25 protein-coding genes are annotated in these 24,853 nt (G+C 33.4%); 17 read left to right on the forward strand and 8 right to left on the reverse strand.

Annotated elements, in window-relative coordinates:
- Positions 1-10: 10 nt before the first annotated feature.
- Together pheT and AC1QSP_RS07130 are read left to right on the forward strand one after the other, a co-directional pair.
- Entirely contained in the window at positions 11-2,425 is a 2,415-nt protein-coding gene (gene pheT, locus AC1QSP_RS07125) for a phenylalanine--tRNA ligase subunit beta (protein ID WP_484078137.1), read from the forward strand.
- Between the two features lie 11 nt (positions 2,426-2,436).
- Positions 2,437-2,868 carry an META domain-containing protein gene (locus tag AC1QSP_RS07130; RefSeq protein WP_484078138.1) on the forward strand — a complete coding sequence of 144 codons (432 nt, stop codon included), beginning with the start codon at positions 2,437-2,439 and terminating at the stop codon, positions 2,866-2,868.
- Positions 2,869-2,937: 69 nt separating this feature from the next.
- On the opposite strand, the gene AC1QSP_RS07135 is transcribed toward AC1QSP_RS07130, so the two are convergent.
- From AC1QSP_RS07135 to AC1QSP_RS07150, 4 genes are all read right to left on the reverse strand, one after another.
- The gene (locus AC1QSP_RS07135; RefSeq protein ID WP_484078139.1) at positions 2,938-4,212 is read right to left on the reverse strand and encodes a cation:proton antiporter; all 1,275 of its coding nucleotides are present in this window, start codon (positions 4,210-4,212) and stop codon (positions 2,938-2,940) included.
- A 119-nt stretch (positions 4,213-4,331) separates the two neighbouring features.
- Positions 4,332-5,174, reverse strand: coding sequence for an OmpA/MotB family protein (locus AC1QSP_RS07140; RefSeq protein WP_322971973.1), 843 nt, complete (start codon positions 5,172-5,174; stop codon positions 4,332-4,334).
- 226 nt (positions 5,175-5,400) lie between these two features.
- Positions 5,401-5,856 carry a peptidoglycan-binding protein LysM gene (gene lysM / locus AC1QSP_RS07145; protein ID WP_484078140.1) on the reverse strand — a complete coding sequence of 152 codons (456 nt, stop codon included), beginning with the start codon at positions 5,854-5,856 and terminating at the stop codon, positions 5,401-5,403.
- A 65-nt stretch (positions 5,857-5,921) separates the two neighbouring features.
- A complete protein-coding gene (locus tag AC1QSP_RS07150; RefSeq protein ID WP_484078141.1) occupies positions 5,922-6,758 on the reverse strand; it encodes a hypothetical protein in 837 nt (278 codons plus the stop codon).
- A 107-nt stretch (positions 6,759-6,865) separates the two neighbouring features.
- Between AC1QSP_RS07150 and AC1QSP_RS07155 the strand changes: the two genes are divergently transcribed.
- The gene (locus tag AC1QSP_RS07155) at positions 6,866-7,903 is read left to right on the forward strand and encodes an asparaginase (RefSeq protein ID WP_484078142.1); all 1,038 of its coding nucleotides are present in this window, start codon (positions 6,866-6,868) and stop codon (positions 7,901-7,903) included.
- Positions 7,904-7,933: 30 nt separating this feature from the next.
- Here the strand turns inward: AC1QSP_RS07155 and AC1QSP_RS07160 are convergent, their stop codons facing one another.
- Positions 7,934-9,346 (reverse strand): DHA2 family efflux MFS transporter permease subunit, encoded by a 1,413-nt coding sequence (locus tag AC1QSP_RS07160; RefSeq protein ID WP_484078143.1) that lies wholly within the window; start codon positions 9,344-9,346, stop codon positions 7,934-7,936.
- 78 nt (positions 9,347-9,424) lie between these two features.
- On the opposite strand from AC1QSP_RS07160, the gene AC1QSP_RS07165 reads away from it, so the two are divergent.
- The 5 genes from AC1QSP_RS07165 (at position 9,425) to AC1QSP_RS07185 (ending at position 13,382) form a co-directional block, all read left to right on the forward strand.
- A complete protein-coding gene (locus tag AC1QSP_RS07165; protein WP_484078144.1) occupies positions 9,425-10,075 on the forward strand; it encodes a TatD family hydrolase in 651 nt (216 codons plus the stop codon).
- A gap of 19 nt (positions 10,076-10,094) precedes the next feature.
- Positions 10,095-10,817 carry a tRNA threonylcarbamoyladenosine dehydratase gene (locus AC1QSP_RS07170; protein ID WP_484078145.1) on the forward strand — a complete coding sequence of 241 codons (723 nt, stop codon included), beginning with the start codon at positions 10,095-10,097 and terminating at the stop codon, positions 10,815-10,817.
- Between the two features lie 64 nt (positions 10,818-10,881).
- The gene (locus AC1QSP_RS07175) at positions 10,882-11,592 is read left to right on the forward strand and encodes a hypothetical protein (protein ID WP_484078146.1); all 711 of its coding nucleotides are present in this window, start codon (positions 10,882-10,884) and stop codon (positions 11,590-11,592) included.
- A gap of 145 nt (positions 11,593-11,737) precedes the next feature.
- Positions 11,738-12,358: a hypothetical protein gene (locus AC1QSP_RS07180; protein WP_484078147.1), complete on the forward strand. Its 621-nt coding sequence runs from the start codon at positions 11,738-11,740 to the stop codon at positions 12,356-12,358.
- A gap of 70 nt (positions 12,359-12,428) precedes the next feature.
- Complete coding sequence (locus AC1QSP_RS07185) at positions 12,429-13,382, forward strand: helix-turn-helix transcriptional regulator (protein WP_322971963.1); 954 nt, start codon at positions 12,429-12,431, stop codon at positions 13,380-13,382.
- Between the two features lie 3 nt (positions 13,383-13,385).
- On the opposite strand, the gene AC1QSP_RS07190 is transcribed toward AC1QSP_RS07185, so the two are convergent.
- Positions 13,386-15,524, reverse strand: a complete 2,139-nt coding sequence (locus AC1QSP_RS07190) for a type IA DNA topoisomerase (RefSeq protein WP_484078148.1) — start codon at positions 15,522-15,524, stop codon at positions 13,386-13,388.
- Positions 15,525-15,847: 323 nt separating this feature from the next.
- Here AC1QSP_RS07190 and AC1QSP_RS07195 point away from each other — a divergent pair, with 323 nt between their 5' ends.
- The 4 genes from AC1QSP_RS07195 (at position 15,848) to AC1QSP_RS07210 (ending at position 18,877) form a co-directional block, all read left to right on the forward strand.
- The gene (locus AC1QSP_RS07195) at positions 15,848-16,660 is read left to right on the forward strand and encodes a MotA/TolQ/ExbB proton channel family protein (RefSeq protein ID WP_484078149.1); all 813 of its coding nucleotides are present in this window, start codon (positions 15,848-15,850) and stop codon (positions 16,658-16,660) included.
- 81 nt (positions 16,661-16,741) lie between these two features.
- The gene (locus tag AC1QSP_RS07200) at positions 16,742-17,332 is read left to right on the forward strand and encodes an ExbD/TolR family protein (protein WP_484078150.1); all 591 of its coding nucleotides are present in this window, start codon (positions 16,742-16,744) and stop codon (positions 17,330-17,332) included.
- Positions 17,333-17,350: 18 nt separating this feature from the next.
- Entirely contained in the window at positions 17,351-17,887 is a 537-nt protein-coding gene (locus tag AC1QSP_RS07205; RefSeq protein ID WP_484078151.1) for an ExbD/TolR family protein, read from the forward strand.
- A 33-nt stretch (positions 17,888-17,920) separates the two neighbouring features.
- On the forward strand, positions 17,921-18,877 hold the full coding sequence (locus AC1QSP_RS07210) for a hypothetical protein (RefSeq protein ID WP_484078152.1): 957 nt from the start codon (positions 17,921-17,923) through the stop codon (positions 18,875-18,877).
- A gap of 104 nt (positions 18,878-18,981) precedes the next feature.
- Here AC1QSP_RS07210 and AC1QSP_RS07215 read toward each other — a convergent pair whose 3' ends face one another.
- Together AC1QSP_RS07215 and argB are read right to left on the reverse strand one after the other, a co-directional pair.
- Complete coding sequence (locus AC1QSP_RS07215) at positions 18,982-20,049, reverse strand: M20 family metallo-hydrolase (RefSeq protein ID WP_484078153.1); 1,068 nt, start codon at positions 20,047-20,049, stop codon at positions 18,982-18,984.
- On the reverse strand, positions 20,043-20,810 hold the full coding sequence (argB, locus tag AC1QSP_RS07220; protein WP_484078154.1) for an acetylglutamate kinase: 768 nt from the start codon (positions 20,808-20,810) through the stop codon (positions 20,043-20,045). The genes AC1QSP_RS07215 and argB overlap by 7 nt, the downstream gene beginning before the upstream one ends.
- A gap of 252 nt (positions 20,811-21,062) precedes the next feature.
- Here argB and AC1QSP_RS07225 point away from each other — a divergent pair, with 252 nt between their 5' ends.
- The 5 genes from AC1QSP_RS07225 (at position 21,063) to AC1QSP_RS07245 (ending at position 24,824) form a co-directional block, all read left to right on the forward strand.
- A complete protein-coding gene (locus tag AC1QSP_RS07225; protein WP_484078155.1) occupies positions 21,063-21,644 on the forward strand; it encodes a GNAT family N-acetyltransferase in 582 nt (193 codons plus the stop codon).
- A 70-nt stretch (positions 21,645-21,714) separates the two neighbouring features.
- Positions 21,715-22,167, forward strand: a complete 453-nt coding sequence (locus tag AC1QSP_RS07230) for an arginine repressor (protein WP_322971954.1) — start codon at positions 21,715-21,717, stop codon at positions 22,165-22,167.
- A 4-nt stretch (positions 22,168-22,171) separates the two neighbouring features.
- A complete protein-coding gene (gene argG, locus AC1QSP_RS07235; RefSeq protein WP_484078156.1) occupies positions 22,172-23,353 on the forward strand; it encodes an argininosuccinate synthase in 1,182 nt (393 codons plus the stop codon).
- An 81-nt stretch (positions 23,354-23,434) separates the two neighbouring features.
- Positions 23,435-24,421 carry an N-acetyl-gamma-glutamyl-phosphate reductase gene (gene argC / locus AC1QSP_RS07240; protein WP_484078157.1) on the forward strand — a complete coding sequence of 329 codons (987 nt, stop codon included), beginning with the start codon at positions 23,435-23,437 and terminating at the stop codon, positions 24,419-24,421.
- Positions 24,422-24,467: 46 nt separating this feature from the next.
- A complete protein-coding gene (locus AC1QSP_RS07245) occupies positions 24,468-24,824 on the forward strand; it encodes a four helix bundle protein (protein WP_484078158.1) in 357 nt (118 codons plus the stop codon).
- The last annotated feature ends 29 nt before the right edge of the window (positions 24,825-24,853 follow it).

The raw sequence follows: 24,853 nt of genomic DNA on the forward strand, positions 1-24,853 counted from the left end.
TTTTCAAATAATGAAGATCTCATATAATTGGCTTAAAACCTACATCGATACTGAAGTTTCTTTGGATGAAATTTCAGCGGTATTAACAAATATCGGACTTGAAGTTGAAGGTGTAGAAAAAGTAGGTGGAGCTAAAGAATATTTAGACACGGTTGTTGTTGGTAAAGTATTAGAAACTCAACCTCATCCAAATGCTGATAAATTAAAAGTAACTAAAATCGACTTAGGGGACGGACAAGCAACGCAAATTGTTTGTGGTGCACCAAATGTTGCAGCGGGACAAACTGTTCCGGTCGCTACAATTGGTACAGTTTTTCCAGGTGATTTTAAAATTAAAAAATCTAAAATCCGCGGTGAAGAATCTTTTGGTATGATCTGCTCTGAAGTAGAGTTAGGTATCGGTGAAGATCATTCAGGAATTTTAGTAATGGATGATGCTTTAGTGGCAGGAACTCCATTATCAACCATTTTTGTTGAAGAAGAAGATCACTTAATCGAAATCGGATTAACGCCAAACCGTGCAGACGCTATGTCTCATTTTGGAGTTGCTCGTGATTTATATGCGGCTTTCAAAGCACGTGAAATTAACGGAACTTTTACTTCTTACAATGTAGATTCTTATCCAACGACGGATTTCGGAGCAAACCCAATCGCTATCGAAGTAGCAGATACAGAAGCTGCTCCTCGTTATGCTGGTGTTTACTTAAAAAATGTTACGGTTAAAGATTCTCCGGATTGGTTAAAAAATAAATTACGTACGATTGGTTTATCGCCAATTAACAACGTAGTCGATATTACAAACTATATTTTACACGATTTAGGACAACCTTTACATGCTTTTGATACCGATAAAATCGAAGGAAATAAAGTCATCGTTAAGAAATTAGCAGAAGGAACAAAATTCACAACTTTAGACGGCGTTGAACGTACGTTAAAAGGACACGAATTAATGATTTGTAACGAAAATGCGCCAATGTGTATGGCTGGTGTTTTTGGAGGTCAAGATTCTGGAATTACTACAGAAACTAAAAATATTTTCTTAGAATCGGCTTACTTCGAGCCTGTAACAATTCGTAAAGGTGCAAAAGCTCACGGATTAAATACAGATGCTTCTTTCCGTTTCGAACGTGGAATTGATCCTACAATTACGGTGGATGCCTTGAAAAAAGCTGTGATGTTATTAGTTGAATTAGCAGATGCTGAAATTGCTTCTAATATTACTGATATCTATCCAACGCCAATCGAAAACTTTACATTCGATTTACGTTTAGCGAAAGTAAAAGAATTATTAGGAGTTGAAATTCCAGAAGCAACGATTAAAACGATTTTAGCTGCTTTAGATATTAACATCTTAAACGAAAATAACGGAACATTAGCTATCGAAGTTCCTTCTTACCGTGTAGATGTACAACGTGAAGTGGATATCATCGAAGATATTTTAAGAATTTATGGATACGATAATATCGAGATTCCATCTAAATTCTCATTCTCTTACGTTCCTACCACTTCTATAGATCCTGAAAAAACAGAAGATTTTGTTGCACGACAATTAACAGCTGCAGGTTTCAATGAAGCAATGAACAACTCTTTAACGAAAAAAGAATACGAAAATGTATTTTTCTATCCAGAAGGAGAAAGCGTAGAAATGTTAAACCCTCTTTCTGCTGATTTAGCGGTAATGCGTCGTACATTATTAAACGGATTATTGGAAAATGTTGCGTTTAATGTGAACCGTCGTAATACAAATGTTAAGTTATTTGAATTTGGAAAAATTTACCGTAAATTAAATTCTGCTTACGAAGAGCAACGTTGTTTAGGAATTGTTTTATCAGGAAACTATACATCGGAATCTTGGACAGGAAATTTACGTAAGGCTTCTTTTGCTGATTTAAAAGGATTAGTTCAACAAATTTTTGTTCGTCTTAAAATTGAAATTACAGCAGAAAAAGCTGCTAACAATGATAATTACACCGATGGTATCGAAATTTTCCACAATGAAGTGGCTTTAGGTACAATTGGAATTATCAACAAAAAGTTAGCGAAGAAAATTGGAGTTTCTCAAGAAGTTTACTTTGCACAATTAAACTGGGATGCGATTTTAACATTAGCAAACGAGCAAAAATTAACGTACAAAGAAATATCTAAATTCCCATCTTCTCGTCGTGACTTAGCATTATTATTGGATAATACAGTTAAATATGAAGAATTATATCTTGCAGCTCGTTCAGTTAAAACGAACTTATTAAAAGATATTAATTTATTCGACGTTTACGAAGGAGATAAATTACCTGCAGGTAAAAAATCATATGCATTAAGCTTTATGATTCAGGATGAAAATAAAACATTAAGCGATCAAGAAATTGATGGAGTAATGAATAAATTAATCAAAGTTTACCAAACCCAATTCAACGCTGAATTGAGATAATATAAAAGCTTATGAAATTAGTAAAAGTAGTATCTGTTTTCACTTTATCTTGTTTATTATTTACAGCATGTTCTACTTCAGGAAGTGCAACATCAATTTTAAATCATAAGAAATCATCTTTATATGGTTCTGAATGGAAATTAGTAGATGATGAAAACAGTATCGTTAAAGGTTTTAATGGAGAAAATGTTTCCCTTAAAATCGATCCTAATGATTTTAAAGTAAGTGGATTTGCAGGTTGCAATCAATACTATTCTGAAGCAGCAGCTGATGGAAATTCAATTTCTTTCGCTCCTGTGGGAAGTACAAAAATGTTATGTCCTGAGGCAAAATCAGAAGCAGCATTTCTTGGCGTATTGGATGATGTCAATCGTTACGAAATCAAAGGAAACGAATTATACTTTTACAAAGGCAATATGCTTTTATTAAAATTTGTCAATTAATTCAAGAGAAGAATATCCCACAAAAAAGGCGAACCATTTGGTTCGCCTTTTTTTATATCATTTGAATGATTAATGTGCATGTTGCTGTTCGTGATGATCATCATCTTCTTGTAAGAAGCGCTTAGCAACAGTTCCAACTGTTAAACCTTGTACTGCAATCGAGAATAGGACCACGATATATGTGATCTCCAATAATAATTCTTTCCATTCACCATTTGGTAAAGACATGACTAAGGCTATTGAAACACCACCTCGGATTCCTCCCCAAACCATTACAGGTAATGAACCTTTAGAATATGGATTTCTTCGTAATAACGTTTTAAAAGGAATTAAAATGGATAAGAAACGAGAGAATAATACAATAAAAATAGATGCAACACCTAATAAAATCTGATCCAATAAATCTTCGATTAATAACAATTCGAATCCGATGAATAAAAATAAAATCGCATTCATAATTTCATCGATTAATTCCCAAAATTTCCCTAAATAATCTTGGGTTTCTTTTGACATGGCTACATTTTTACCATAATTCCCAATGATTAAACCTGCAATTACCATAGCTAAAGGCGAGGATACATGTAATTCTTTAGCAATTAAAAAACCTCCCATCACAATTGATAAGGTAATTAATACAGAAACCTTATAATCATCGATCTTCTTCATTAAATTAGAAGCTGTCAATCCTAAGAATGCTCCTAATGCAATTCCACCAACGGCTTCAATCACAAATAATTTTGAAACTGAACTAAAGGATACTTCAAAGGTTGGATTTGTAGCAATTTGAAGAACTACCGCAAACATCACAACGGCAACCCCATCGTTGAATAATGATTCACCTGTAATTTTCGTTTCAATTGATTTTGGGACTTTTGCTTGTTTCAGAATTCCTAAAACCACAATAGGATCAGTTGGCGAAATTAAAGTACCAAATAATAAACAGTAAACATAAGGAATATGAATTCCAAACAAAGGAGCGACATAAAACAAAATGCCAGAGACAATAAAAGCAGACAATACCACACTAATGGTTGCATAAGTCATAATTGCCCATTTCTGATTTTTTAGGTCACCAATATTGACATGAAGTGCACCAGCAAATAATAAGAAATTAAGCATGGCGCCCATTAAGATTTCATTAAAATCTAAATCGGTAAATAATTCATACAATTCTTTTGTCGCATTCGGAAAAAATTGATCCCCTACTAATCGTATTGCTACGGATACGAGCATGGCTATAATCATGATTCCGATGGTTGCGGGTAGTTTTAAAAAACGCAGATTGACATAAGCGAAAATTGATGCAAGCACAATTAACACGGAAAATGAGTAATAAAGTTCCATTGATTAAATGTTAAATATGTTTAAGTTTAATAATCTTGGTAAAAGGTACAAAAAAAGCCACTTTACAGTGGCTTTTTTTAGTTATAATCTCGATTTTAATTCAAAATTTCATCAATTGATTAATCTTTTGGTGCTTGACCGATTAATTCCATGAATTGATCTAATTTTGGTAAAATGATGATTTGTGTACGACGGTTTTTAGAACGTCCTTCTTCAGATGCATTAGAAGTTAAAGGATTGTATTCTCCACGACCACCTGCTGTCATACGTTTTCCATCAACACCAAATTGGTTTTGTAATGCTTGTACCACTGAAGATGCACGTAACGCTGATAAATCCCAGTTGTTACGGATGTTTGTTTTACTGATTGGCACATTATCTGTGTTCCCTTCAATTAATACATCGTAATCTTTGTAGTCATTAATAATCTTAGCGATCTTTCTTAATGTTTCACCAGCTGCTGGAGAAATTTCGTAAGATCCTGATTTGTATAACATGTTATCTGATAAAGAGATATAAACCACACCTTTTAACACTTGTACATCTACATCGTTTGCTTCAGATTTTGATAACGAACGTGTTAAATTGTTCGTTAAAACCATATTCAAACTATCCGATTTGTTTTTCGTGTTTACTAAGTGTTTGATATACTTGTTCGATTCGTTAATTTCTTTTACTAACTCTGCAACGTTTTTGTTTCCTCCTTCGATACAGTTATTTAATAATTTTTGTAATTCACGAACTTGATCACGTTCTTTATTTACAGTGTTTTCAGACTGAGAGTACGAATTTTCAAAGCTTGCTAATTTAGATTTTGCTACTGCTAATTCAGTTTGACACCCTTGATTTTCTGAATATACAGAGTTAAAACGGCTTGATAACTCATCATATTTTTTTTGACTCACACAACTAAACATCGTTGTTCCAGCGATTAACACTAATGGGAAAATTGAAACTTTCATAAATATTCTAATATTTCATTAATACGAATTTATAACATTCTTACCATAAAAACTTGCTTAATGTACATACATTAAACAAGTTAATTCTATCGTAAAAAATCCAAAGTAAAAGTTACTTCATAGGGTGTTATTCATTTGTTATAACTAAGTAAATATATAACAAAAAGCTTTCCAAACACAATAATTTGGAAAGCTTTTTTATTGGATTGAAAATTTATTTTTCAAATTATCCTTGAGGAATATACAATACCTGTCCAGGGTAAATTTTATCTGGATTAGTTAACATTGGTTTATTCGCTTCAAATATAACGGGATACTTCATTGGGTCTCCATAAACCTCTTTAGCAATCTTTGATAATGAGTCTCCACTCTTTACCGTATACATTGTTTTTGATAAGTCAGGTAATTCAATTTTCAATGGTGTTTTCAACGTTAATTGATCTTCTACACCTTCTACTCCATCCACATTCCCTGCAGTTGCTAAAATTTTTTGTTTCTCATCAATATTTAAGGCTTGACCTGATACTACAATTGTATCTCCATTAGATGTAAAAGTTACTCCTGATAAATCGAAATTAAATTTCGCTACGTGTTCTTTTACTTTTTGTGCTTTTTCTTCCGGTGTTTCAGAGCCACCAAAGATTTTTGATCCTGCATTTTTAATGAAAGAAAATAATCCCATAAATAGACTTTTTTATTAGTAATTGGTTTTTAACTTCATTAAATATAGCAAATTAAATCAATTTCTTATCGTTGAATTTGATTAAATTTCAATTTTAATTGATCAATCATATTTCGTTGCGCTTGTAATTGAGAAGTTACATGATCAATTTGATCATCTAATACTTTACTGTTCTCTTCTGCGATAGTCACTTTACTGGTTAAAGTATTTATGTTTCCTTCTACTGATTTAAATGTGGATAACGTTTTATTTTTTTTCTTCATTAACGCATCAATTTTTTTATCGTCAGAAGCACGTTCCAATTGATTTTCTAATAAATCTAATTTTTCACCCAATACTGTTCTTCGGTTTTCCAATTTTAGTAAAGCATTATTTGATTTAAGGTACGATTTAATCTCTGTCCCTTTTTTGGTTTGTAAGCTTACATTTTCCCTACTCAATGAAATCATGGATTCATTCGCTACTTTCAGATTATTACGTAGACATGCTTTTTTTGTATTGAATGCTAAATCACGTAGTTTTTCATGAATCTCATTAAAATCGGGATTACTTTCCGAAAAGTACATTCCATTTTGATCAATTAATGTATTAATTAAAGTAAGCTTCGTAGGTGAATCTTCGACAATACTTAAGATAACTTTATAGCGGTCATCTGAATTTTTAAACTGTAAATTATTGGCCTCATATTTTTTCAAAATCGATGAAGAACCTCCTTTATTTTCCACCCAATTTTGCCATGTCGAATGAGCAAGGGTTTGCGTACAATTTTCTACCGAATAAGCAAATGAATTAATTTGCTTTCCATTCATTTCATATTCAACTGCAAATAATCCTTCGTTGTCTTGTCCCCATCCGAAACTAAACCATAATGTCGTTACCGCGAAAGCTAATATTCTTTTCATTTTCTTTAATTCTTCTTTCGAAAACAAGTTAATAAAATTCGTACAATGTTAATCTTCTTGTACATCTTTTTTTTAATATTTACATTTAAGCCATATTTTAATTAAAAATGCAAACAAAGATTCTTTTAGTCTATACAGGTGGGACCATTGGGATGGCAAAAGATTACGGCGATCAATCTTTAAAACCCTTTAATTTTGATAATCTAATCAAACAAATTCCAGAGTTATCATTAATTGATTGTACGATTGAGTATCATAGTTTTGATACACCTATTGACTCCTCTGATATGAAGCCTGAATATTGGATTGAAATTGCACAAGTGATTGAAAAAAACTACGAAACCTATGACGGATTTGTGGTTTTACACGGAACTGATACCATGGCTTATACGGCATCAGCCTTAAGCTTTATGATTGACAATTTAGAAAAACCAGTGATTTTTACAGGTTCTCAATTGCCAATTGGCGATTTGCGTACTGACGCAAAAGAAAATTTAATTACATCCATTCAATTAGCTGCATTGCGTAAAAATAATCAACCGATTATTCAAGAAGTTTGCATCTATTTTGAATATAAATTATTCCGTGCTAATCGTGCCACGAAAATTAATGCAGAGAACTTTGATGCTTTCGAGTCTCCAAACTATCCTATAATTGGAGTATCTGGTGTGCATTTGGAAGTAAAAGAAAACTTATTACTAAAAAAAGAAATTACAGGACCCCTAAGCATCAACAAGAATCTTAATGCTGATGTTGGTGTGTTAAAAATTTTCCCAGGAATGAACCGATGCTTTATCGAAAGTGTTTTAAATGCGCCTTGCATGAAAGCATTTATTATCGAAGCTTTTGGGACAGGAAATATTTTTACGGACCAATGGTTTATTGATCTTTTAAAAGAAAAAGTGGATCAAGGCATTCATCTTATCATTAATACACAATGTTCAGGAGGAATGGTTGAAATTGGACGATATGCAACAAGTGATGCTTTGTTAGAAATGGGAGCAATTTCAAGTTATGATTTAACAATGGAAGGAGCCATTACAAAAGCCATTTATTTATTAGGTCAAAATTTATCGCGTGAAGATTTTAGAGCACAATACGAAGCCAATCTAAAAGGCGAATTAAGACACCATTACTATAATTAAATAGAAAGTCAACCCTAGTGGTTGACTTTTTTAATCTTTATGCCCTGACATAGCTAGACCATCTGAAGATCGCAATTGTATGAATATGAAAGTGGATAAAATGGTAATTATACCTAAGAATAGAAAGGAATAACGAAACGCTTGCACATCCACACCATTGGTTAGACTTTCCCATTGTTTAAACATTCCTAAAACCAAAGAGGCTACCGAGATTCCGAAAGTTTGTGAAAGTTGTTGCGTAATGGTTAATATGCTATTCCCATCACTGGAATTGGTATAATCCAAATCGGCCAATGACAACGTGTTCATCGCTGTAAACTGAATCGAACTTATACCACCATGTATAAATAATAGAGGCAAAAGAAATTCGATAGGTGATTCGGAATTCACAAAAAAGAATAAACAGATGAGAAATCCAAGTAGAAATGTATTAGATATTAACATATTTCGATAGCCTAATTTATTTACAATGGGTACAACTAATGATTTTGCTATTAAATTACTCAAAGCTGCAGGTATCATCATTAATCCCGCAACGGTAGCAGTATACCCATAACCAACTTGAAGCAATAATGGAATTAAAAACGGCATTCCTCCAATCCCTAATCGGGTAATTAAATTTCCTATAATACCTATGCGTAATGTACGAATAGAAAATAGGTTCAAATTAATTAAGGGATGAGCTTTCTTTTTGGCATAGACTACATAACCGATAAGCAATACAAAAGTGATTACTGCAATTCCAATCAATAATTCTGTTGTGACGATATTGGTAGATACAAGCTCTAGAAATAGGGTTAAGAAAGTTACTCCACCTCCAAATAATAAAAGTCCGGTTTTATCAAATTTAAAAACAGGTTTCTTAAAATCAGGAATTCCAAATCGAGACATCCAGATTAAAAATAATCCAAATGGAATATTCACTAAAAATATCCAATGCCATGAAAGCGCTTCTACTAAAACTCCCCCCAAACTTGGCCCTAATAAAGGTCCAATCATTCCAGGTATTGTAATAAAATTGATGACTTTCAATAATTGTTCTTTAGGATAAGCATATAAAATGGCTAAGCGAGCCACGGGAACCATCATGGATCCACCCACAGCTTGTAAAATTCGTGATAAGATTAATGTGAATAAATTAGGCGAAATCGCACAACAAATCGAGCCAATCGTAAATAATACGACCGCTAATTGAAAAATACGCTTTGTACCATATTTATCCGATAGCCAACCGCTTAACGGAATTAAAAGAGCTACAGTTAATGTATAAGAAACAATAATAGACTGTAATTTCAGTGGGGATTGATTTAATTCTACAGCAATTGTTGGTAATGCTGTATTCAAAATAGTACCATCTAAAGCCTGCATAAAAAGTGCAATTGCGGCAAGCCATGGTAAATATTTTAAAGCTTTAGGATCTTGTTCGATGTGTTGAGAATTCATTGAAAATCCTTGCTCCAAATTTTATTCCTAAAATGGAATGATTAGGCTTTTTATTATTTTTACCACAGGAATACAATTATGTTAATCAATATCCACACCCATCATACCACTACACCTGAACCTTATTTGATTGAAGTGTATAACCAATACCCATGGAACATTCAACCCCATGAAGGCTATTATTCGATTGGTATACATCCCGTATTTATCAATCAATCGCATATTGCAGATGATTTAATCACGATAACTCAACATATATCATCTCATAAATGCCTTGCGATAGGTGAAATAGGATTGGATAAATTAACCTCAGTAGATTTTGAAGTTCAGAAAAATGTTTTTAAGCAACAATTATGCATTGCACAAGAACATCAAATTCCAGTTATTATCCATTGCGTACGAGCATATCAAGAAATTTTTGAAATCCGAAAAAAATTAAACATCACTGTTCCCTTTATTTTTCATGGATTCAATAAGAATGTACAATTATTACAACAAATTCTGGATAATTATTGTATCCCATCATTTGGAAAAAATTTGCTTCATAACCCAAACTTACAAACTATATTTGCAAACCTTTCGGAAAATCAGTTTTTCTTGGAAAATGATGATAGTCAAATCCCTATCCAAGAAATTTATACGAAAGCTGCTGAACTCAAAAACTGTTCGATAGAAGAAATCGAAGCGATTGTTCAAAATCAATTCAGTCGCGTATTTATCAATTTATAAGAAAAAATAAATATCACATATGGCAATTTGGCAAGAAAGAGCTGAGTTATTATTCAAAGAAGAAGGATTAAATAACCTTAAAAATTCGAATGTACTAATCGTAGGATTAGGAGGAGTGGGATCATTTGCTGCTGAGTTTGTAGCTCGTGCAGGCGTTGGAAAAATGACCATTGTTGATGGAGATACGGTAGATATTACCAACATCAATCGTCAATTACCTGCTTTACACTCTACGGTTGGCATGAACAAAGTAGATATTGTGGGAGATCGTTTGATGGATATTAATCCCGAATTACAATTAACTCGTATCAACGAATTTTTATCCCCTGAACGTACACACGAGATCGTGACGGAAGATTTTGATTATGTGATGGATTGCATCGATTCGGTTACCCCAAAAATTAATTTGATTATCGCAGCTAAACGCAAAAAGGTAAAAGTGATTAGTAATATGGGTGCTGGTGGAAAATTCTTAGCGAGTAAAGTTAAAGTAAAAGACATCAGTAAAACAGATGTATGTCCATTAGCTAAAAATGTTCGTAAACGTTTACGAAAAGAAGGCATTTCAAAAGGTGTAAAAGCTGTATTTTCAACAGAAGTACCTGATGAATCTTCAGTAAAATTAACAGATGGGTCGAACTTCAAGAAATCATTTTACGGTACCAATTCATGGATGCCTGGTTTATTTGGATTACACGCGGCTGAAACAGTGATTCGAGATTTATTGAAAAACAAAAAATAATCTTGTGTTTACCCTTGTGTTTTCTTAATTTAGAACTTTAAAATAAACTATAACACATTAATCAATGAATATCAACTACGATTATATCACGTACGAAGATGTCTTACGTGCAAGACGTGAGATGTATGAAAGAGCATATGAAAAACACGCTACGAATTCTATTTTAAATTCAGCACGTGATGTTTTCAGTCAAGGAGCATTTGATATGTGTATACAAATTTGTCAAGGATTATTAGATAGTACAGATCCAAAACAATTGTATGATGCAAAAAAATTAATTGCACTATCTTATTATAGCAAACAAGATTTTGCGAATGCGGATGAAGCATTCTACGATTTAACACAAAGTTCTACGAACTCGGATGATTATTTTAATGCAGTAATTGCTGCTGCGTTGAACAAAAATTTTGAACGCAGTAAAGCTCTTTTTGAAGTCGCTTTAGATAAATATACTCACTACGGAACACAAAAGAATATGCCTTCTGTTCAATTAATGTTACATTATATGATCACATTAATAACAGTTGAGGAGTTCGAATTAGCAAAAGAGCAATTTCAATTGTTAAAACAAGTGTATATGAAAGTGAAGAATACCGACGAGAAATTCTTACGTTCACGTGCATTGGAACCAATTGAAAATTTCTTGCAAACGGCTACTCCTCTTCTTAAGCGCTATTCAGAAGATGAATTAGAGATCATTTATGATGATTTACATGGAAGTCTTGATGAAGCTGGTAAGGAAAAAATTGAAGAATATTTCAATTCTATCGTATAAGCATCATATGTTATACCTATAAAAGCACATCCATCGGATGTGCTTTTTTTATTGGGATAATTATAACATCTTTTACCATAATTTAGGAATTCTCGGAACAATTCATGTTTTTAAGTACTTAGAACTAATTTATAAAAACGTACAAATGAAAACATTAATTAAGTCAAGCGCATTAGCTGTCGCAGGATTAGTCTCATTCTCCTTTACAACCTTAGATGATCAAACGCCTAAAGTAGTCATTGTTGATATTGTAGATAATATTGAAACGACGAATAATCAAAACATCACACAAACTTTTCGTCAACAGATTGAAAAATTAAATCAAGATGAAACGGTTAAAATTGTAGAATGGAAAAAAATTGCAGATGGATTAGATGATGCAAAGAAAAAAGAAATTCTAGATAGCATTAAACCAGAAGTTATTCTAACTGTAAATTTTAAGAATACTACAGATGGAAATAATACCGTTACTGCTGTAGTATCAAAAAACAACCAACATTTTGATCATTCATTAGGAACAGCGCGAAACTTAACTGCCTCTTTTGATACTGCATTAGTTAAAAATGGAGGAGTTTTCCAAGCAGAATCCGAATATATCCAAGATAATTTTGCCCCAGCAATGTTTGTGAGTATTGAGACTAAAAATGATCAACAATCCAACACGGAAATTGTAGAAACATTGAGCCAATACATTAAAGATGTAAAAGTAGAAACAACTGAAGAAACCTCACCTCAAGTTAAATCAGAGGATGTAGAAATCGATTAATTCTTTCTTCACCATATACTAATTCAACAATTAAAAGTAGTAAGAATGACCATTTTTACTACTTTTTTTTATGTGCAAAAGTTATAAATTTGTTGAAATCCAAATCATCATGTCTAAACAAGGTTACATTGCACGTTACTTTAATATTGTTCGAAAATTATCTCAACAGAAATATTGTTCTTTTGAAGATTTAAATTCTTTCCTAGAAGAAGAATTCGAAATGATGAAAGTATATGATGATACGTTAGAATTTAATTTTTCAAAACGTACCTTACAACGCGACATCAAAGAAATCCGTACCATCTTAGGAATAGATATTGTTTTTAGTCGAGCGAATAAAGGATATTACATCGAACAAGATGATTATGGATCTGATTTCTTTCTAAAAACCATTGAAGAAATTAATAGTTTCTCTGCACTTAAATTGACGAACTCTTTAGAAAATGTAGTGTATTTAGAGAAACGCCAACCCAAACGTGCGGAATTTTTACCTGAAATTATCCAAGCAATTCAAAAGAAAAATAAAATTGAATTCAATTATTTAAAATTTGGTGAATCGGAAGAAACGACGCGTAAAGTGAATCCGATTGCGATTAAAGAATTTAATAACCGTTGGTATCTAATTGCAGAAGATCAAGAAACCATCAAGAATTTTGGACTGGACCGTATGACAAAATTGGTAACACTGAACGAACGGATTGGAAAAAAAATTGCATTTGATTATGAAGAAAAATACCAACATTGTTTTGGAATCATTGCCCCTAATACCGAAGAGCCTTACGATGTTGTTTTAGAAGTATCAAAAAAACAAGCTGCATATTTGGAAACACTTCCACTACACAGCTCGCAACATATTATTAAACGTTCGGGTGATAAAGTCCATATAGGACTTAAGGTATATATCACAACCGATTTTATTTCTGAAATTTTATCGATGGGACGATTTATAAAAGTATTGGAACCACAGCTTTTAAAAGATCGTATAAAAGAACACTTAGATGATTTAAATAAGTTTTACCAATAACTTTTATTTCTCGAATTCGATTTCGTAATGGGTGTTTAAAACTAATTTGGCATCAAATTTTTCGCTCGTATTTCCATCGATAAAGCCTTTGATCTTTGTTGTCTTTTGTTTCGTCAACAATTGATGAATTTGATTGTCAGTTAATTTTTTACCTCCGATTGCAAAAGGAACTTTGAAGCCACAAACTTTAAAATTTGCGCACCCATACGCTGCTTTTCCTTTTATCAATTGATGTTGTTTACATTTTGGACAAGTTGAATCTTCGATAACGATTTTTTCTTTCTCTTTGCGGGGTTTCGGGGTTTTCTGTTTTACCTCCGTAACCACATGATTCGAAATTGGTCGAAAATAACTGTTCTTCACAGTATTTGTCAGATCAGTAACCATCTGAATCAATTCAGATTTAAAGGTCTCTAATTCATATTCTCCTCGTTCGATTAAACGTAATTTACGTTCCCATATTCCTGTTAATTCTGGGGATTTCAGTAATTCATCTTGAATGGTATCAATCAAATCCATTCCCGTTTGAGTAGCTATAATGTTTCGTTTCTTCTTTTCGATGTATTTTCTACGAAACAATGTTTCGATAATATTGGCACGTGTCGATGGACGACCAATCCCATTATCTTTCATGAGTTCACGCATCTCTTCATCATCTACTTGTTTCCCCGCTGTTTCCATCGCACGTAATAAGGTCGCTTCAGAATAATATTTCGGAGGAGTCGTTTTTCCTTTATGAATATGAGGATCATGAGGTCCACTTTCTCCAATCTCAAATATCGGCATCAATTTTTCTTCTTCCTCTTTCTTATCGTCTTGCTTATCTTTAGCATATACTTCACGCCATCCCATAAACAATATTTGTTTTCCTGATGCTTTGAAGTGTATTGCCGAAAGTTTACCTTCTTTATTTTCGTTTTCAACCTTACCCTCTACATTGGTATTCGCTACTTTACATTCTGGATAAAAAACAGCTATGAAGCGTCGAGCAACTAAATCATAAATGCGTTTTTCATCTAAGTTTAACCCTTGAGGAAAAATCTCTGTAGGAATAATCGCATGGTGATCCGTCACTTTAGTATCATCAAACACCGCTTTAGATTTTGGTATCGGTTGTTGTAGCAATGGTTCAACCAACGGTTGATATGCGGTTAGTTTTTGTAAAATGCCAGGAACTTTAGGATAAATATCCTCGGATAAATATGTGGTATCCACACGGGGATAAGTCACAAATTTCTTTTCATATAAACTTTGGATATACTTTAATGTATTTTCAGCTGAATAAGCATATTTCTTATTGGCCTCTACTTGTAAAGAAGTTAAATCGAATAAACGAGGATTTTTTTCTTTCCCTTCTTTTACTTCGAAATTAATAATCTCAAAAGGACGATCCTTAATAAAAGCCAACCCATTATTGGCTTTTTCCTCTGATTTTAGGCGTGGAATGTCAGCAGTAAATTCTACTGTCTTATATAATGTTTTTAATTCCCAATACTCTTCTGAATGGAAGGCATCGATTTCCTTTTGGCGTTTTACAATCATTGCCAATGTTGGAGTTTGCACACGGCCTATTGATAAGACTGTTTTAGGTGGTGCAAATTTTTTGGTAAATAAACGAGTCGCATTCATTCCTAACAGCCAATCACCAATGGCACGAGCCTGGCCTGCGGCGAAAAGGTTTTCGTATTGTGACCCTAAACGCAAGTTGGCAAAACCTTCTTTAATGGCTTCTTCCGTTAAGGACGATATCCACAAACGTTTTAAAGGAGCTTTGCTTCTTGCTTTTAGCAAAACCCAGCGCTGGATTAACTCTCCTTCTTGTCCGGCATCGCCACAATTTATAACCTCTTCCACTTCTGGATGAGTTACAAGGTTTTCGATAATCTTGAATTGTTTCTTTACCCCTTTATCTTCAATCACTTTGATTCCAAAAGTAGGTGGGATCATTGGAAGATAATTCAAATCCCAACTTTTCCACTCTGCAGCATAGTCATGTGGCTCTTTTAAAGTGCAAAGATGTCCAAAAGTCCATGTGACTTGATAGCCATTCCCTTCAAAATACCCATCTTTTTTTTGATGCGCACCGATTACTTTGGCGATATCTTTCGCTACACTTGGCTTTTCTGCAATACAAATTTTCATGAAGTCTATTAATATTTGACAAAATTCCTGATTAAAATTTAATTTTTAAAATATTTTTAGAAATACTATAATTTAAAAATACAATACTATAAAAAAAGTAATATATTCGTCTTTCATTTAATTTAACATCAGTAAATTACCGCTGAAAATGTATTAAAATACAATAAAAATTCAGATTAGCAGATTAATAATAAATTGTAGAAAAAACAGATTTATTATAAATTTAACGTGATATGTGAATAAAAAATATCGTGACTTTAAAATATTTTCACTTAATTTACACCCACATTAATAAAAATCATAATATTTAAAAGAATTAGTAAATGGAAAAGAATGTATCAGTACCAGCTAAAGGTAAAAAAGGAGGTATAAATCCTGTTATTACTATGATCGTATTAATTGGTCTTGCAATGGCTATTTTCTACGGTTTATTTGGTCAACCTTCTAACTTCGAGGGTGGGGACACTGCAAAAGGTCACCCATTAAACTTTTTAGGAATTATTTATAAAGGGGGGGTAATCATCCCATTCTTAATGTCTTTCTTCTTCATGGTAATTGTTTTCTCAATTGACCGTGCTATCGCTTTAGGAAAAGCTAAAGGAACAGGAAGTGCTGACAAATTTGTAAATGATATCCGCGCTTTATTAAACAAAAACGAAATTAACAAAGCGATCGAATTATGTGACAAACAAAAAGGGTCTATCGGAAACGTAGTGAAAGAAGGTTTAACAACTTACAAAGCTTTAGAAAACGATACAACTTTAAATAAAGAGCAAAAATTAGCTCAATTACAAAAAACTTTAGAAGAGGCTACTACATTAGAAATGCCAACTTTAGAGAAAAACATGACAATCATTTCTACAATTGCCTCAGTAGGTACATTAATTGCCTTAATGGGTACTGTAATCGGGATGATTAAGTCGTTCTTCGCATTAGGTGAAGGTGGAGGATCTGTAGATTCAGCTACATTATCTGTAGGTATCGCGGAAGCCTTAATTAATACAGGTATGGGTATTGGTGCGTCAGCATTCGCTATCATCGCTTATGCTTACTTTACTTCTAAAATTGATGAGTTAACTTTCAAAATTGACGAAGTTGGTATGAGCATTCAACAATCTTTCTCTGCTCACAATTAATATTCAACGCAAATCAATTCAAAGTTAAACTTTGAGATTTAGTAAAACAATCCCGAATATTAATAATTAAAACAGAGAAAAATGGCAAGAGTAAAACCAAAAAGAAGAGGTCCATCGATGGACTTAACAGCTATGTCTGACATGGCTTGGCTTTTGTTATCTTTCTTTATCTTAACATCTAACTTCCGTGATCCAGAAACTGTAGCAGTTGTAACACCTACATCTGTTTCAAATGAGAAAATGGCAGAGGAAAACATGATGATCGCTAAAATTGATGGAAAAGGAAATTACTTATTATCTTTCGAAGAAGATGATAGAATTCCAGTTCTTGAGAGAATGGGTGAGAAATATGGAGTTAGATTTACAGACGCTGAAAAGAAAGCTTTCAAAAGTATCCCCGAGTTTGGAGTACCAATGGCAGAAATGAGACAATTTTTGAATCTTACTGCTGATAAACAGTCACAATATAACCCTGGTATTCCTTTGGATACTATCGGTGGTAAAAATGTGGAAGTTATCGATTGGATATTTGAAGCGAAAGAAACAAATCCAGATTTATTCTTAGCAATTAAAGGTGATGAAAATTCTGAATATTCAAAATTCAAAACTTTAATCAAGCAATTGCAAGAGAAAAATATGAACAAGTTTCAGTTAATCACATCACAAGAATAATTAAAAGAAGTTTAAGAAATGGCGCAAATAGATACATCAGATAGTGGCGACGGTAAAAAAGTTCGCTCCAAGAAGCAGTCAACGAAAGTTGATATGGCACCGTTAGTAGACTTAGGTTTCTTATTAATTACATTCTTTATGTTCGCAGCGACGCAAATCAAACCGAACGTGATGAACTTAAACATGCCTCCAAAATTAGATGAGAAAATAGAGCAATCTGTTAAACCAGAGATTAAATTATCAAACTCGTTATCTATTTTAATTGGAAAAGAAGGTAAAATCCTTTGGCATCAAAAAGATCAAACCTTAACTGCAGCTGATTTAAATGAAACAGACTACTCTGCTGAAGGTATCCGTAAAGTAATTACTGATGCAGCAGCAAGAGCAGAAGATAAAGAATTATTCACTGTTATCATTAAACCAACAGACGGAGCAAGTTATAAAAACTTAGTTGACGTTTTAGATGAGATGGAAATTACGAAATCTACTAAATATGGTATCGTGGAAGTAGCTCCTTACGAGCAAGCTGCTTTAGACGAGAAAGTAGGTAAATAACGTAGATTGATTAATTAAAAAAGAAAATTTAAAATGTCAGATAACAATAAGAATATAAAGTCTCTAGACGAAATCGTATTCGAGAACAGAAATAAGGAATATGGGGCCTACGACTTACGTATGTCTGAGAAACAAACCTTATTAAGAGCTCTTTTACGCGGTGGTTTTATTGTTTTGTTAATGGTAATTGGTGTTTGGTTATCAGTTTCTGATTTAGTAAAAGGAGATTCAAACGAAGATATTTCTGTTGACGTTGAGTTAGCAAATATTGAAATTCCTGATATTCCTGAAGAAGAAGAAGAACCAGAAGTGGTTGAGCCAGAACCAGAAGAACCAGAACCTCAACAAAATCACTATCAGGAGGAAACAGCACAAGAAAAATTTGTGATGCCTGAACCAAAACCTGAGCCTAAAGTTCAAGAAACGGTTCCGCCTGCTGAAGATTTAAAAGGAAAAGATTTATCATTCGAGAAAAGAGAAGGTAAAGAGTCTACAGGACAAACTGGAGGTGGTCCAGTTAACTTAAACCCTGAAGCTCCTAAAAACACAACTCAAGCTCCAAAAAATGATAGCGATAATAACAAACCTTCTGCTCCGGCTACAGTAACAGCCCGTTCTGCTAAAATTATGGCAGTTTACCCAGGATGTGAAAAAGAAGCAGCAAAAGGGAAAGACCAAGCAGTTGAGTGTATGTCGAAACGCTTACAAAACGACTTAACTGATGAGTTATCAGATTTCGTGGATATTGCAGAACGTGATGGTATCACAAGTGCAGTAGCGAAATTAAATTTCCAAATTGATACTCAAGGTCGTATTGTTAAAATCTCTCCTCAAGGAGATGCAAAATTAGGTCCTGAAGCGAAAAAAGCTTTAGAGCGTATTACGCAAAAACAACAGAGAAGAGGTAAAACAATTAAACCTGCAGAATCTGAAGACGGAAGACCAGCGGTGTTACAATTCAACATCCCGGTACGTTTCCAAATGCAATAACATACAAAATAGGACAATCCAATGGTTGTCCTATTCTTTTTGTATATGATATATAGAAAATGCGAATCTTATTGATTCGCATTTTTTTTCCAATGAATTTATATTTAGAAATTAAAATCTTTTAATAATTTAATGTAACGATCAATACCGTGTTCAATTTCAGAAATTAAAATATACTCATCCGGGGTGTGTGAACGAGCAGAATCTCCAGGACCAATTTTGATCGTATCAAAAGCCATCATCGTTTGATCCGACATCGTTGGAGATCCATAGGTAGAACATCCTAATGCAATCCCTTTTTGAACAATGGGATGATCAATTGAAATTCGCGATGAATTTAATCGCAATGAACGAGGATTTACTTCTGCATGAGGTAAAGCTTTTTGAATAATTGATGCCACTTCTTCGTTGGTATATAATTCATTCACGCGACAATCGACAACCATAGCACATTCATCAGGAACTACATTGTGTTGTTTCCCTGCGTTAATTTGAGTTACCGTTGTTTTTACTGGTCCTAACATATCCGAAACTTTTTCGAATTGATATGTTTTAAACCATTCAATAACATTTAATGCTTCATAAATAGCATTCACTCCTTCTTCACGAGCTGCATGCCCAGTTTTACCTTTTGCAATCACGTCAAAAACGATTAACCCTCTTTCGGCAATCGCCATATCCATTTTTGTTGGCTCACCTACAATTCCTAAATCAATCTTAGGCAAAGCGGGTAACAAACTTCCTACATTTAATTTTCCAGAGCTCTCCTCCTCTGCTGTAATTGCAACAATTAAATTAAATGGAATATCTTCATTTAAGTAGTAAATAAATGTGGCTAATAAACTCACTGCTGATGCACCCGCATCATTACTCCCTAAACCTGTTAAACGATCACCTTCAATAGTCGCCTTTAAAGGATTATAAGTCCACGATTTTCCAAATTTTACTGTATCATGGTGAGAATTTAAAAGAATGGTCTTTTTCGATTCATCATATCCAGGATGGATGGCATATACATTATTATCTTGTCGTTGTGGAGTGGCTCCATTCTCTTTTAAGAAATTAAAAATAATTTCTGCTGTTTCATGCTCTTCACTCGAGAATGATTGGGTTTCGATCAATTGACATAACAAGTCAACTGCTTTTTTATTTAAAATTGATAATTCTAACATAATGTAGTTTTAATATCCGAATTAATGTTATTGGCATGAACAAGCGTCACTTGTTTCACTCCATTTTCAATCACTCGAAACGCGTTATCCAATTTTGGGATCATTCCTTCAAAAATAACTCCTTCAGTTTTCAACGTTTGATACAATTCTTTGTTGATGGTTGGGATTAATGTGGTGTCATCATTTACATCACGTAAAACTCCGATTTTATCGAAACAAAAATTCAATTGTACTTCATTTTTTACAGCCAAAGCTTCTGCTACCGTTGAAGCAATCGTATCGGCATTTGTATTTAACAGTTGAGCTTCGCCATTATGAGTAATGGCGCACAAAACAGGTGTATATCCATGATCAATTAATAATTGAATGAAATCTGTATTGATTCCTTCTAGAGTAATATCGCCCACAAATCCAAAATCAATAGTTTTTACCGGACGTTTCACTCCTTGTATCACATTTCCATCAGCACCAGAAAGACCGACAGCATTTGTACCAAATTGTTGTAATTGTGCTACAATATTCTTATTAAGATTTCCTGCATATAAACCTGTCACGACATCTAGTGTGGCTTGATCCGTAATACGTCTTCCTTCCACCATCTGAGGTTCAATTCCTAATTGCTGTAACATTTTTGAAGCACCTTTACCTCCTCCATGAACTAAAATCTTTGGTTCTTGGATTTCAGAAAACGCTTTCAAAAATCGCGTTAACTCCTCTGGATTATCAATAATCCCTCCTCCTATCTTAATAATTTTAAGCATGTTAATAAATCTGTAAATTTTATTGTGTTTTTTTGGTGATACAAAAATAAAGTATTTAACTTTGCATCTCAGTATAATAACTGAATATCTTGTTGATTAATGGAAGAAAATTTTAAGAACATTCTTCTCAACTCTGAGAAAGACTCTTTTAATTCAAAGGTTTCTACTTCTTTTAGAAACTTTAATGGTAATGATGGCTATTGGTCATCTATTTTTTTAACTTCTAATTTCCTAATCAACACTCCCTAAATTATGTATGTAAGAATAGCAAATGCAGACGATGCCAAGTACTCTGCGCTTTTGTGCGAGTGGTATGAAGAATCCGCTCGTATGAGAAAGACTGGTATCGCGAAAAGAAATCCGGCATATCTGGAACGCAAGATGCGTAACGGTAATGCGGTCATTGCTTTTGATGATGAAGATCAAATAGCAGGTTTTAGTTACATTGAGACGTACGAAGAAGAAAAGTTCGTCGTTAATTCAGGTTTAATTGTACGTACGGATTTAAGGAGCTCAGGAATCGGTAAAGAAATCAAAAAAGCAGTCTTTGCTTTATCTCGAACGAAATTTCCTCATTCTAAAGTTTTCAGTATTACAACTTCATTAGCCGTAATGCGTATGAATACTAAACTTGGTTACAAACCAGTAACTTTTTCGGAATTAACGCAGTCTGATGAATTTTGGAACGGATGTAAGAGTTGTAAAAACTACCACATCTTAATGGAGAACGATAGAGAACGATGCATCTGTACAGGATTAGTGTACGATAATTTAGATGATGATTTTGCAAAAGCAGCGAAAGAAAATAAAAATATTAATGGTGAGAATGAATAAATATTCGTTCTTAGGTTTTTTTTTGTCTAAAAATAGTATATTTGCATAAATTTTCGAATAAATATTCAAAATGAGTAATAAAAAATACAGATTCCAGGTAATTAAAGAATTGATTTCTACTGAAGAAATTGGAAGTCAAGATGAACTTTTAAAAAAGTTAATGGACCTGGACATCGTGGTCACTCAAGCAACTTTATCAAGAGATTTACGCGAATTAAAAGTTTCTAAGTTTCCAAATCATAATGGAAATTACATTTATAAACTTACAGAAAACGAACATTCTCATCAAACCATAACGCATACGAATCAAGTTACGCTAACTTTTTCTCAGAACTTAGGGGTTATCAAAACCAAACCAGGTTACGCAACAAGTTTAGCTTTCGAGATTGACAATGCACCTTTCAAAAGCATCATCGGTACTATCGCAGGAGATGACACCATTTTGATCATCATGAAAGAAACAAGTACTCGAGAAGAGGTAACAACAGAATTAAAAACAATAGTTCCCAATATAAACAAATAACAAAATGAGCAATAAAGCGGTTTTAGCTTACAGTGGTGGTTTAGATACATCTTACTGTTTAGTTAACTTAACAAAAGATCAAGGAATGGAAGTTCACACAGTCATTGTAAATACGGGTGGATTTTCAGAGGAAGAGTTAAAAGAAATCGAAACTCGTGCTTACGAATTAGGTTCTTCTAAACACGTAACAATCGATATTACAGATAAATATTATAACGATTGTGTTCGCTACTTAATTTACGGAAACATCTTAAAGAACAACACTTACCCATTATCTGTAAGTGCTGAACGTATGTTCCAATCAATTGCTATTGCTCAGTACGCAAAAGATGTAGAAGCTGAATACATCGTACACGGATCAACAGGTGCAGGAAATGATCAAATTCGTTTTGACGTTGCTTTCGCAGTGATCTCTCCAAATTCAAAAATCATCACTCCTATCCGTGACGAAAAATTATCTCGTCAACAAGAAGTAGATTACTTAATTTCTAAAGGAGTAAATTATAGCTGGGAAAAAGCAAAATACTCTGTAAACGTAGGTATTTGGGGAACTTCAGTTGGAGGTGTAGAAACATTAACTTCTAACGAAGCTTTACCAGAAGAAGCTTACCCAACACAATTATCAAGAACAGAACCATCTGTGATCGAAGTAGAATTCGAAAAAGGGATTCCAGTGGCTTTAGATGGTGAAAAAATGTCTCCAGTTGATTTAATCCAAAAATTAAACAAAATCGGTGGTGAATATGCGATCGGTCGTGACATCCACGTTGGTGATACAATTTTAGGGATCAAAGGACGTGTAGGTTTCGAAGCGCCTGCAGCTTACATCTTAATTAAAGCACACCACTTGTTAGAGAAACACACGTTAACAAGATGGCAGTTATTACACAAAGATTCGTTATCAAACTGGTACGGAACTTTATTACACGAAGCACAGTACTTAGATCCTGTGATGCGTGACATCGAAGCTTTCTTAGAGTCTTCGCAAGAGAGAGTAACGGGTAAAGTGAAATTACAATTAAACCCTTACCACTTCTCAATGATCGGTATCGAATCTCCTTACGATATGATGCAGTCTAAAGTTGCTGTATATGGTGAAGAGAACGACGCTTGGGATTCGAGAGATGCCAGAGGATTTATCAAAATATTTGGTAATCAATTAAAGATTGTTCATAGTTTCGATTAATTGATTCGTTAAAGTGGGTTCATTGACTTGAATCCACTTTATTTCAATATAGATTACAATAAACACGCGCAAAAATAACAAATGACACATAAAATTAATGTTAGTATCGTAGGTGGAGCTGGTTACACTGCCGGAGAATTACTTCGCATTTTGATTCATCATCCAAATGTCAATATCTCTTCTGTATACAGCACATCCAATGCAGGAAATCCTGTTTCTCAGGTTCACGATGATTTATACGGTGAAACCGATATCGTATTTTCGGATAAAATTGACGAAAATGCAGATGTTGTTTTCTTATGTTTAGGTCACGGAAAATCGGCAGAATTCTTATCAAACAACAAATATGCGGAGCATACCGTTGTCATCGACTTAAGTAACGATTTCCGATTAGATGCTAATCAAAAATTTGAAGAAAGAGATTTCGTTTACGGATTACCAGAATACAATCGTTCGGCCATCTTAGATGCGAAAAATATTGCGAACCCAGGATGTTTTGCAACAGCCATTCAATTAGCGTTATTACCATTAGCTGCCAGTAAAAAAATTCATGCAGACATCCATATCAACGCTGTTACAGGTTCTACTGGAGCTGGACAATCATTATCGGCTTCTACTCACTTCAGCTGGAGAAACAATAATGTATCTTTCTACAAAGAATTTACGCACCAACACGAAGGAGAAATTTATCAAACGTTGAATTTATTACAACCAGGTTTTGATCACAAAGTGTATTTCTTACCAATGCGTGGAGATTTTGCTCGTGGTATTTTAGCCGGTGTTTATTTAAAATCTGATTTATCAGAAGAAGAGGCGATCCAATTGTACAAAGAATACTACAAAGATGAGCCTTACACATTTGTATCGGATGCGCCAATTGCTTTAAAACAAGTGGTAAATACCAACAAATGTTTATTACACATCCAAAAACAAGACGATGTTTTATTAATCACTTCGATCATCGACAACTTAACAAAAGGGGCGTCTGGTCAAGCGGTACAAAATATGAACATCATCTTCGGATGGGAAGAGAATTTAGGACTTAATTTAAAGACGGTAGCGTTTTAAAAAGTTGTACGTTATAAGTAATAAGTTATAAGTTATACGTTTCAATATGCAAGATTATAAGAAATTAAAAGTTTGGGAATTAAGCCATGAATTAACATTAATGGTTTATCAAAAATCTTTTACTTTCCCAAAAGAGGAAATGTTTGGATTAACATCTCAGATTAGAAGAGCTGCAAGCTCAATTCCTACTAATATTGCTGAAGGTTGTGGAAGATATTCTTCTAAAGAATTGACTCAATACTTAAATATCAGTTTAGGTTCTGCTAACGAAACATCATACTTATTATTCTTAGCTAAAGATTTGAATTATTTAACAAATGAAGATTTTGAAATTTTAAACAATCAAATTGAACAAATCAAAGCGATGTTAATTAATCTTATCGGTAAAATTAAAAACGTATAACCTACAACGTATCACATAAAACATAAAGA

The sequence above is a fragment of the Faecalibacter sp. genome (genome assembly GCF_057177045.1).

Coding starts and splice junctions, on each gene's coding strand:
- pheT (WP_484078137.1), top strand. CDS start 11: ATGAAGATCTCATATAATTGGCTTAAAACCTACATCGATACTGAAGTT.
- AC1QSP_RS07130 (WP_484078138.1), top strand. CDS start 2,437: ATGAAATTAGTAAAAGTAGTATCTGTTTTCACTTTATCTTGTTTATTA.
- AC1QSP_RS07135 (WP_484078139.1), bottom strand. CDS start 4,212: ATGGAACTTTATTACTCATTTTCCGTGTTAATTGTGCTTGCATCAATT.
- AC1QSP_RS07140 (WP_322971973.1), bottom strand. CDS start 5,174: ATGAAAGTTTCAATTTTCCCATTAGTGTTAATCGCTGGAACAACGATG.
- lysM (WP_484078140.1), bottom strand. CDS start 5,856: ATGGGATTATTTTCTTTCATTAAAAATGCAGGATCAAAAATCTTTGGT.
- AC1QSP_RS07150 (WP_484078141.1), bottom strand. CDS start 6,758: ATGAAAAGAATATTAGCTTTCGCGGTAACGACATTATGGTTTAGTTTC.
- AC1QSP_RS07155 (WP_484078142.1), top strand. CDS start 6,866: ATGCAAACAAAGATTCTTTTAGTCTATACAGGTGGGACCATTGGGATG.
- AC1QSP_RS07160 (WP_484078143.1), bottom strand. CDS start 9,346: ATGAATTCTCAACACATCGAACAAGATCCTAAAGCTTTAAAATATTTA.
- AC1QSP_RS07165 (WP_484078144.1), top strand. CDS start 9,425: ATGTTAATCAATATCCACACCCATCATACCACTACACCTGAACCTTAT.
- AC1QSP_RS07170 (WP_484078145.1), top strand. CDS start 10,095: ATGGCAATTTGGCAAGAAAGAGCTGAGTTATTATTCAAAGAAGAAGGA.
- AC1QSP_RS07175 (WP_484078146.1), top strand. CDS start 10,882: ATGAATATCAACTACGATTATATCACGTACGAAGATGTCTTACGTGCA.
- AC1QSP_RS07180 (WP_484078147.1), top strand. CDS start 11,738: ATGAAAACATTAATTAAGTCAAGCGCATTAGCTGTCGCAGGATTAGTC.
- AC1QSP_RS07185 (WP_322971963.1), top strand. CDS start 12,429: ATGTGCAAAAGTTATAAATTTGTTGAAATCCAAATCATCATGTCTAAA.
- AC1QSP_RS07190 (WP_484078148.1), bottom strand. CDS start 15,524: ATGAAAATTTGTATTGCAGAAAAGCCAAGTGTAGCGAAAGATATCGCC.
- AC1QSP_RS07195 (WP_484078149.1), top strand. CDS start 15,848: ATGGAAAAGAATGTATCAGTACCAGCTAAAGGTAAAAAAGGAGGTATA.
- AC1QSP_RS07200 (WP_484078150.1), top strand. CDS start 16,742: ATGGCAAGAGTAAAACCAAAAAGAAGAGGTCCATCGATGGACTTAACA.
- AC1QSP_RS07205 (WP_484078151.1), top strand. CDS start 17,351: ATGGCGCAAATAGATACATCAGATAGTGGCGACGGTAAAAAAGTTCGC.
- AC1QSP_RS07210 (WP_484078152.1), top strand. CDS start 17,921: ATGTCAGATAACAATAAGAATATAAAGTCTCTAGACGAAATCGTATTC.
- AC1QSP_RS07215 (WP_484078153.1), bottom strand. CDS start 20,049: ATGTTAGAATTATCAATTTTAAATAAAAAAGCAGTTGACTTGTTATGT.
- argB (WP_484078154.1), bottom strand. CDS start 20,810: ATGCTTAAAATTATTAAGATAGGAGGAGGGATTATTGATAATCCAGAG.
- AC1QSP_RS07225 (WP_484078155.1), top strand. CDS start 21,063: ATGTATGTAAGAATAGCAAATGCAGACGATGCCAAGTACTCTGCGCTT.
- AC1QSP_RS07230 (WP_322971954.1), top strand. CDS start 21,715: ATGAGTAATAAAAAATACAGATTCCAGGTAATTAAAGAATTGATTTCT.
- argG (WP_484078156.1), top strand. CDS start 22,172: ATGAGCAATAAAGCGGTTTTAGCTTACAGTGGTGGTTTAGATACATCT.
- argC (WP_484078157.1), top strand. CDS start 23,435: ATGACACATAAAATTAATGTTAGTATCGTAGGTGGAGCTGGTTACACT.
- AC1QSP_RS07245 (WP_484078158.1), top strand. CDS start 24,468: ATGCAAGATTATAAGAAATTAAAAGTTTGGGAATTAAGCCATGAATTA.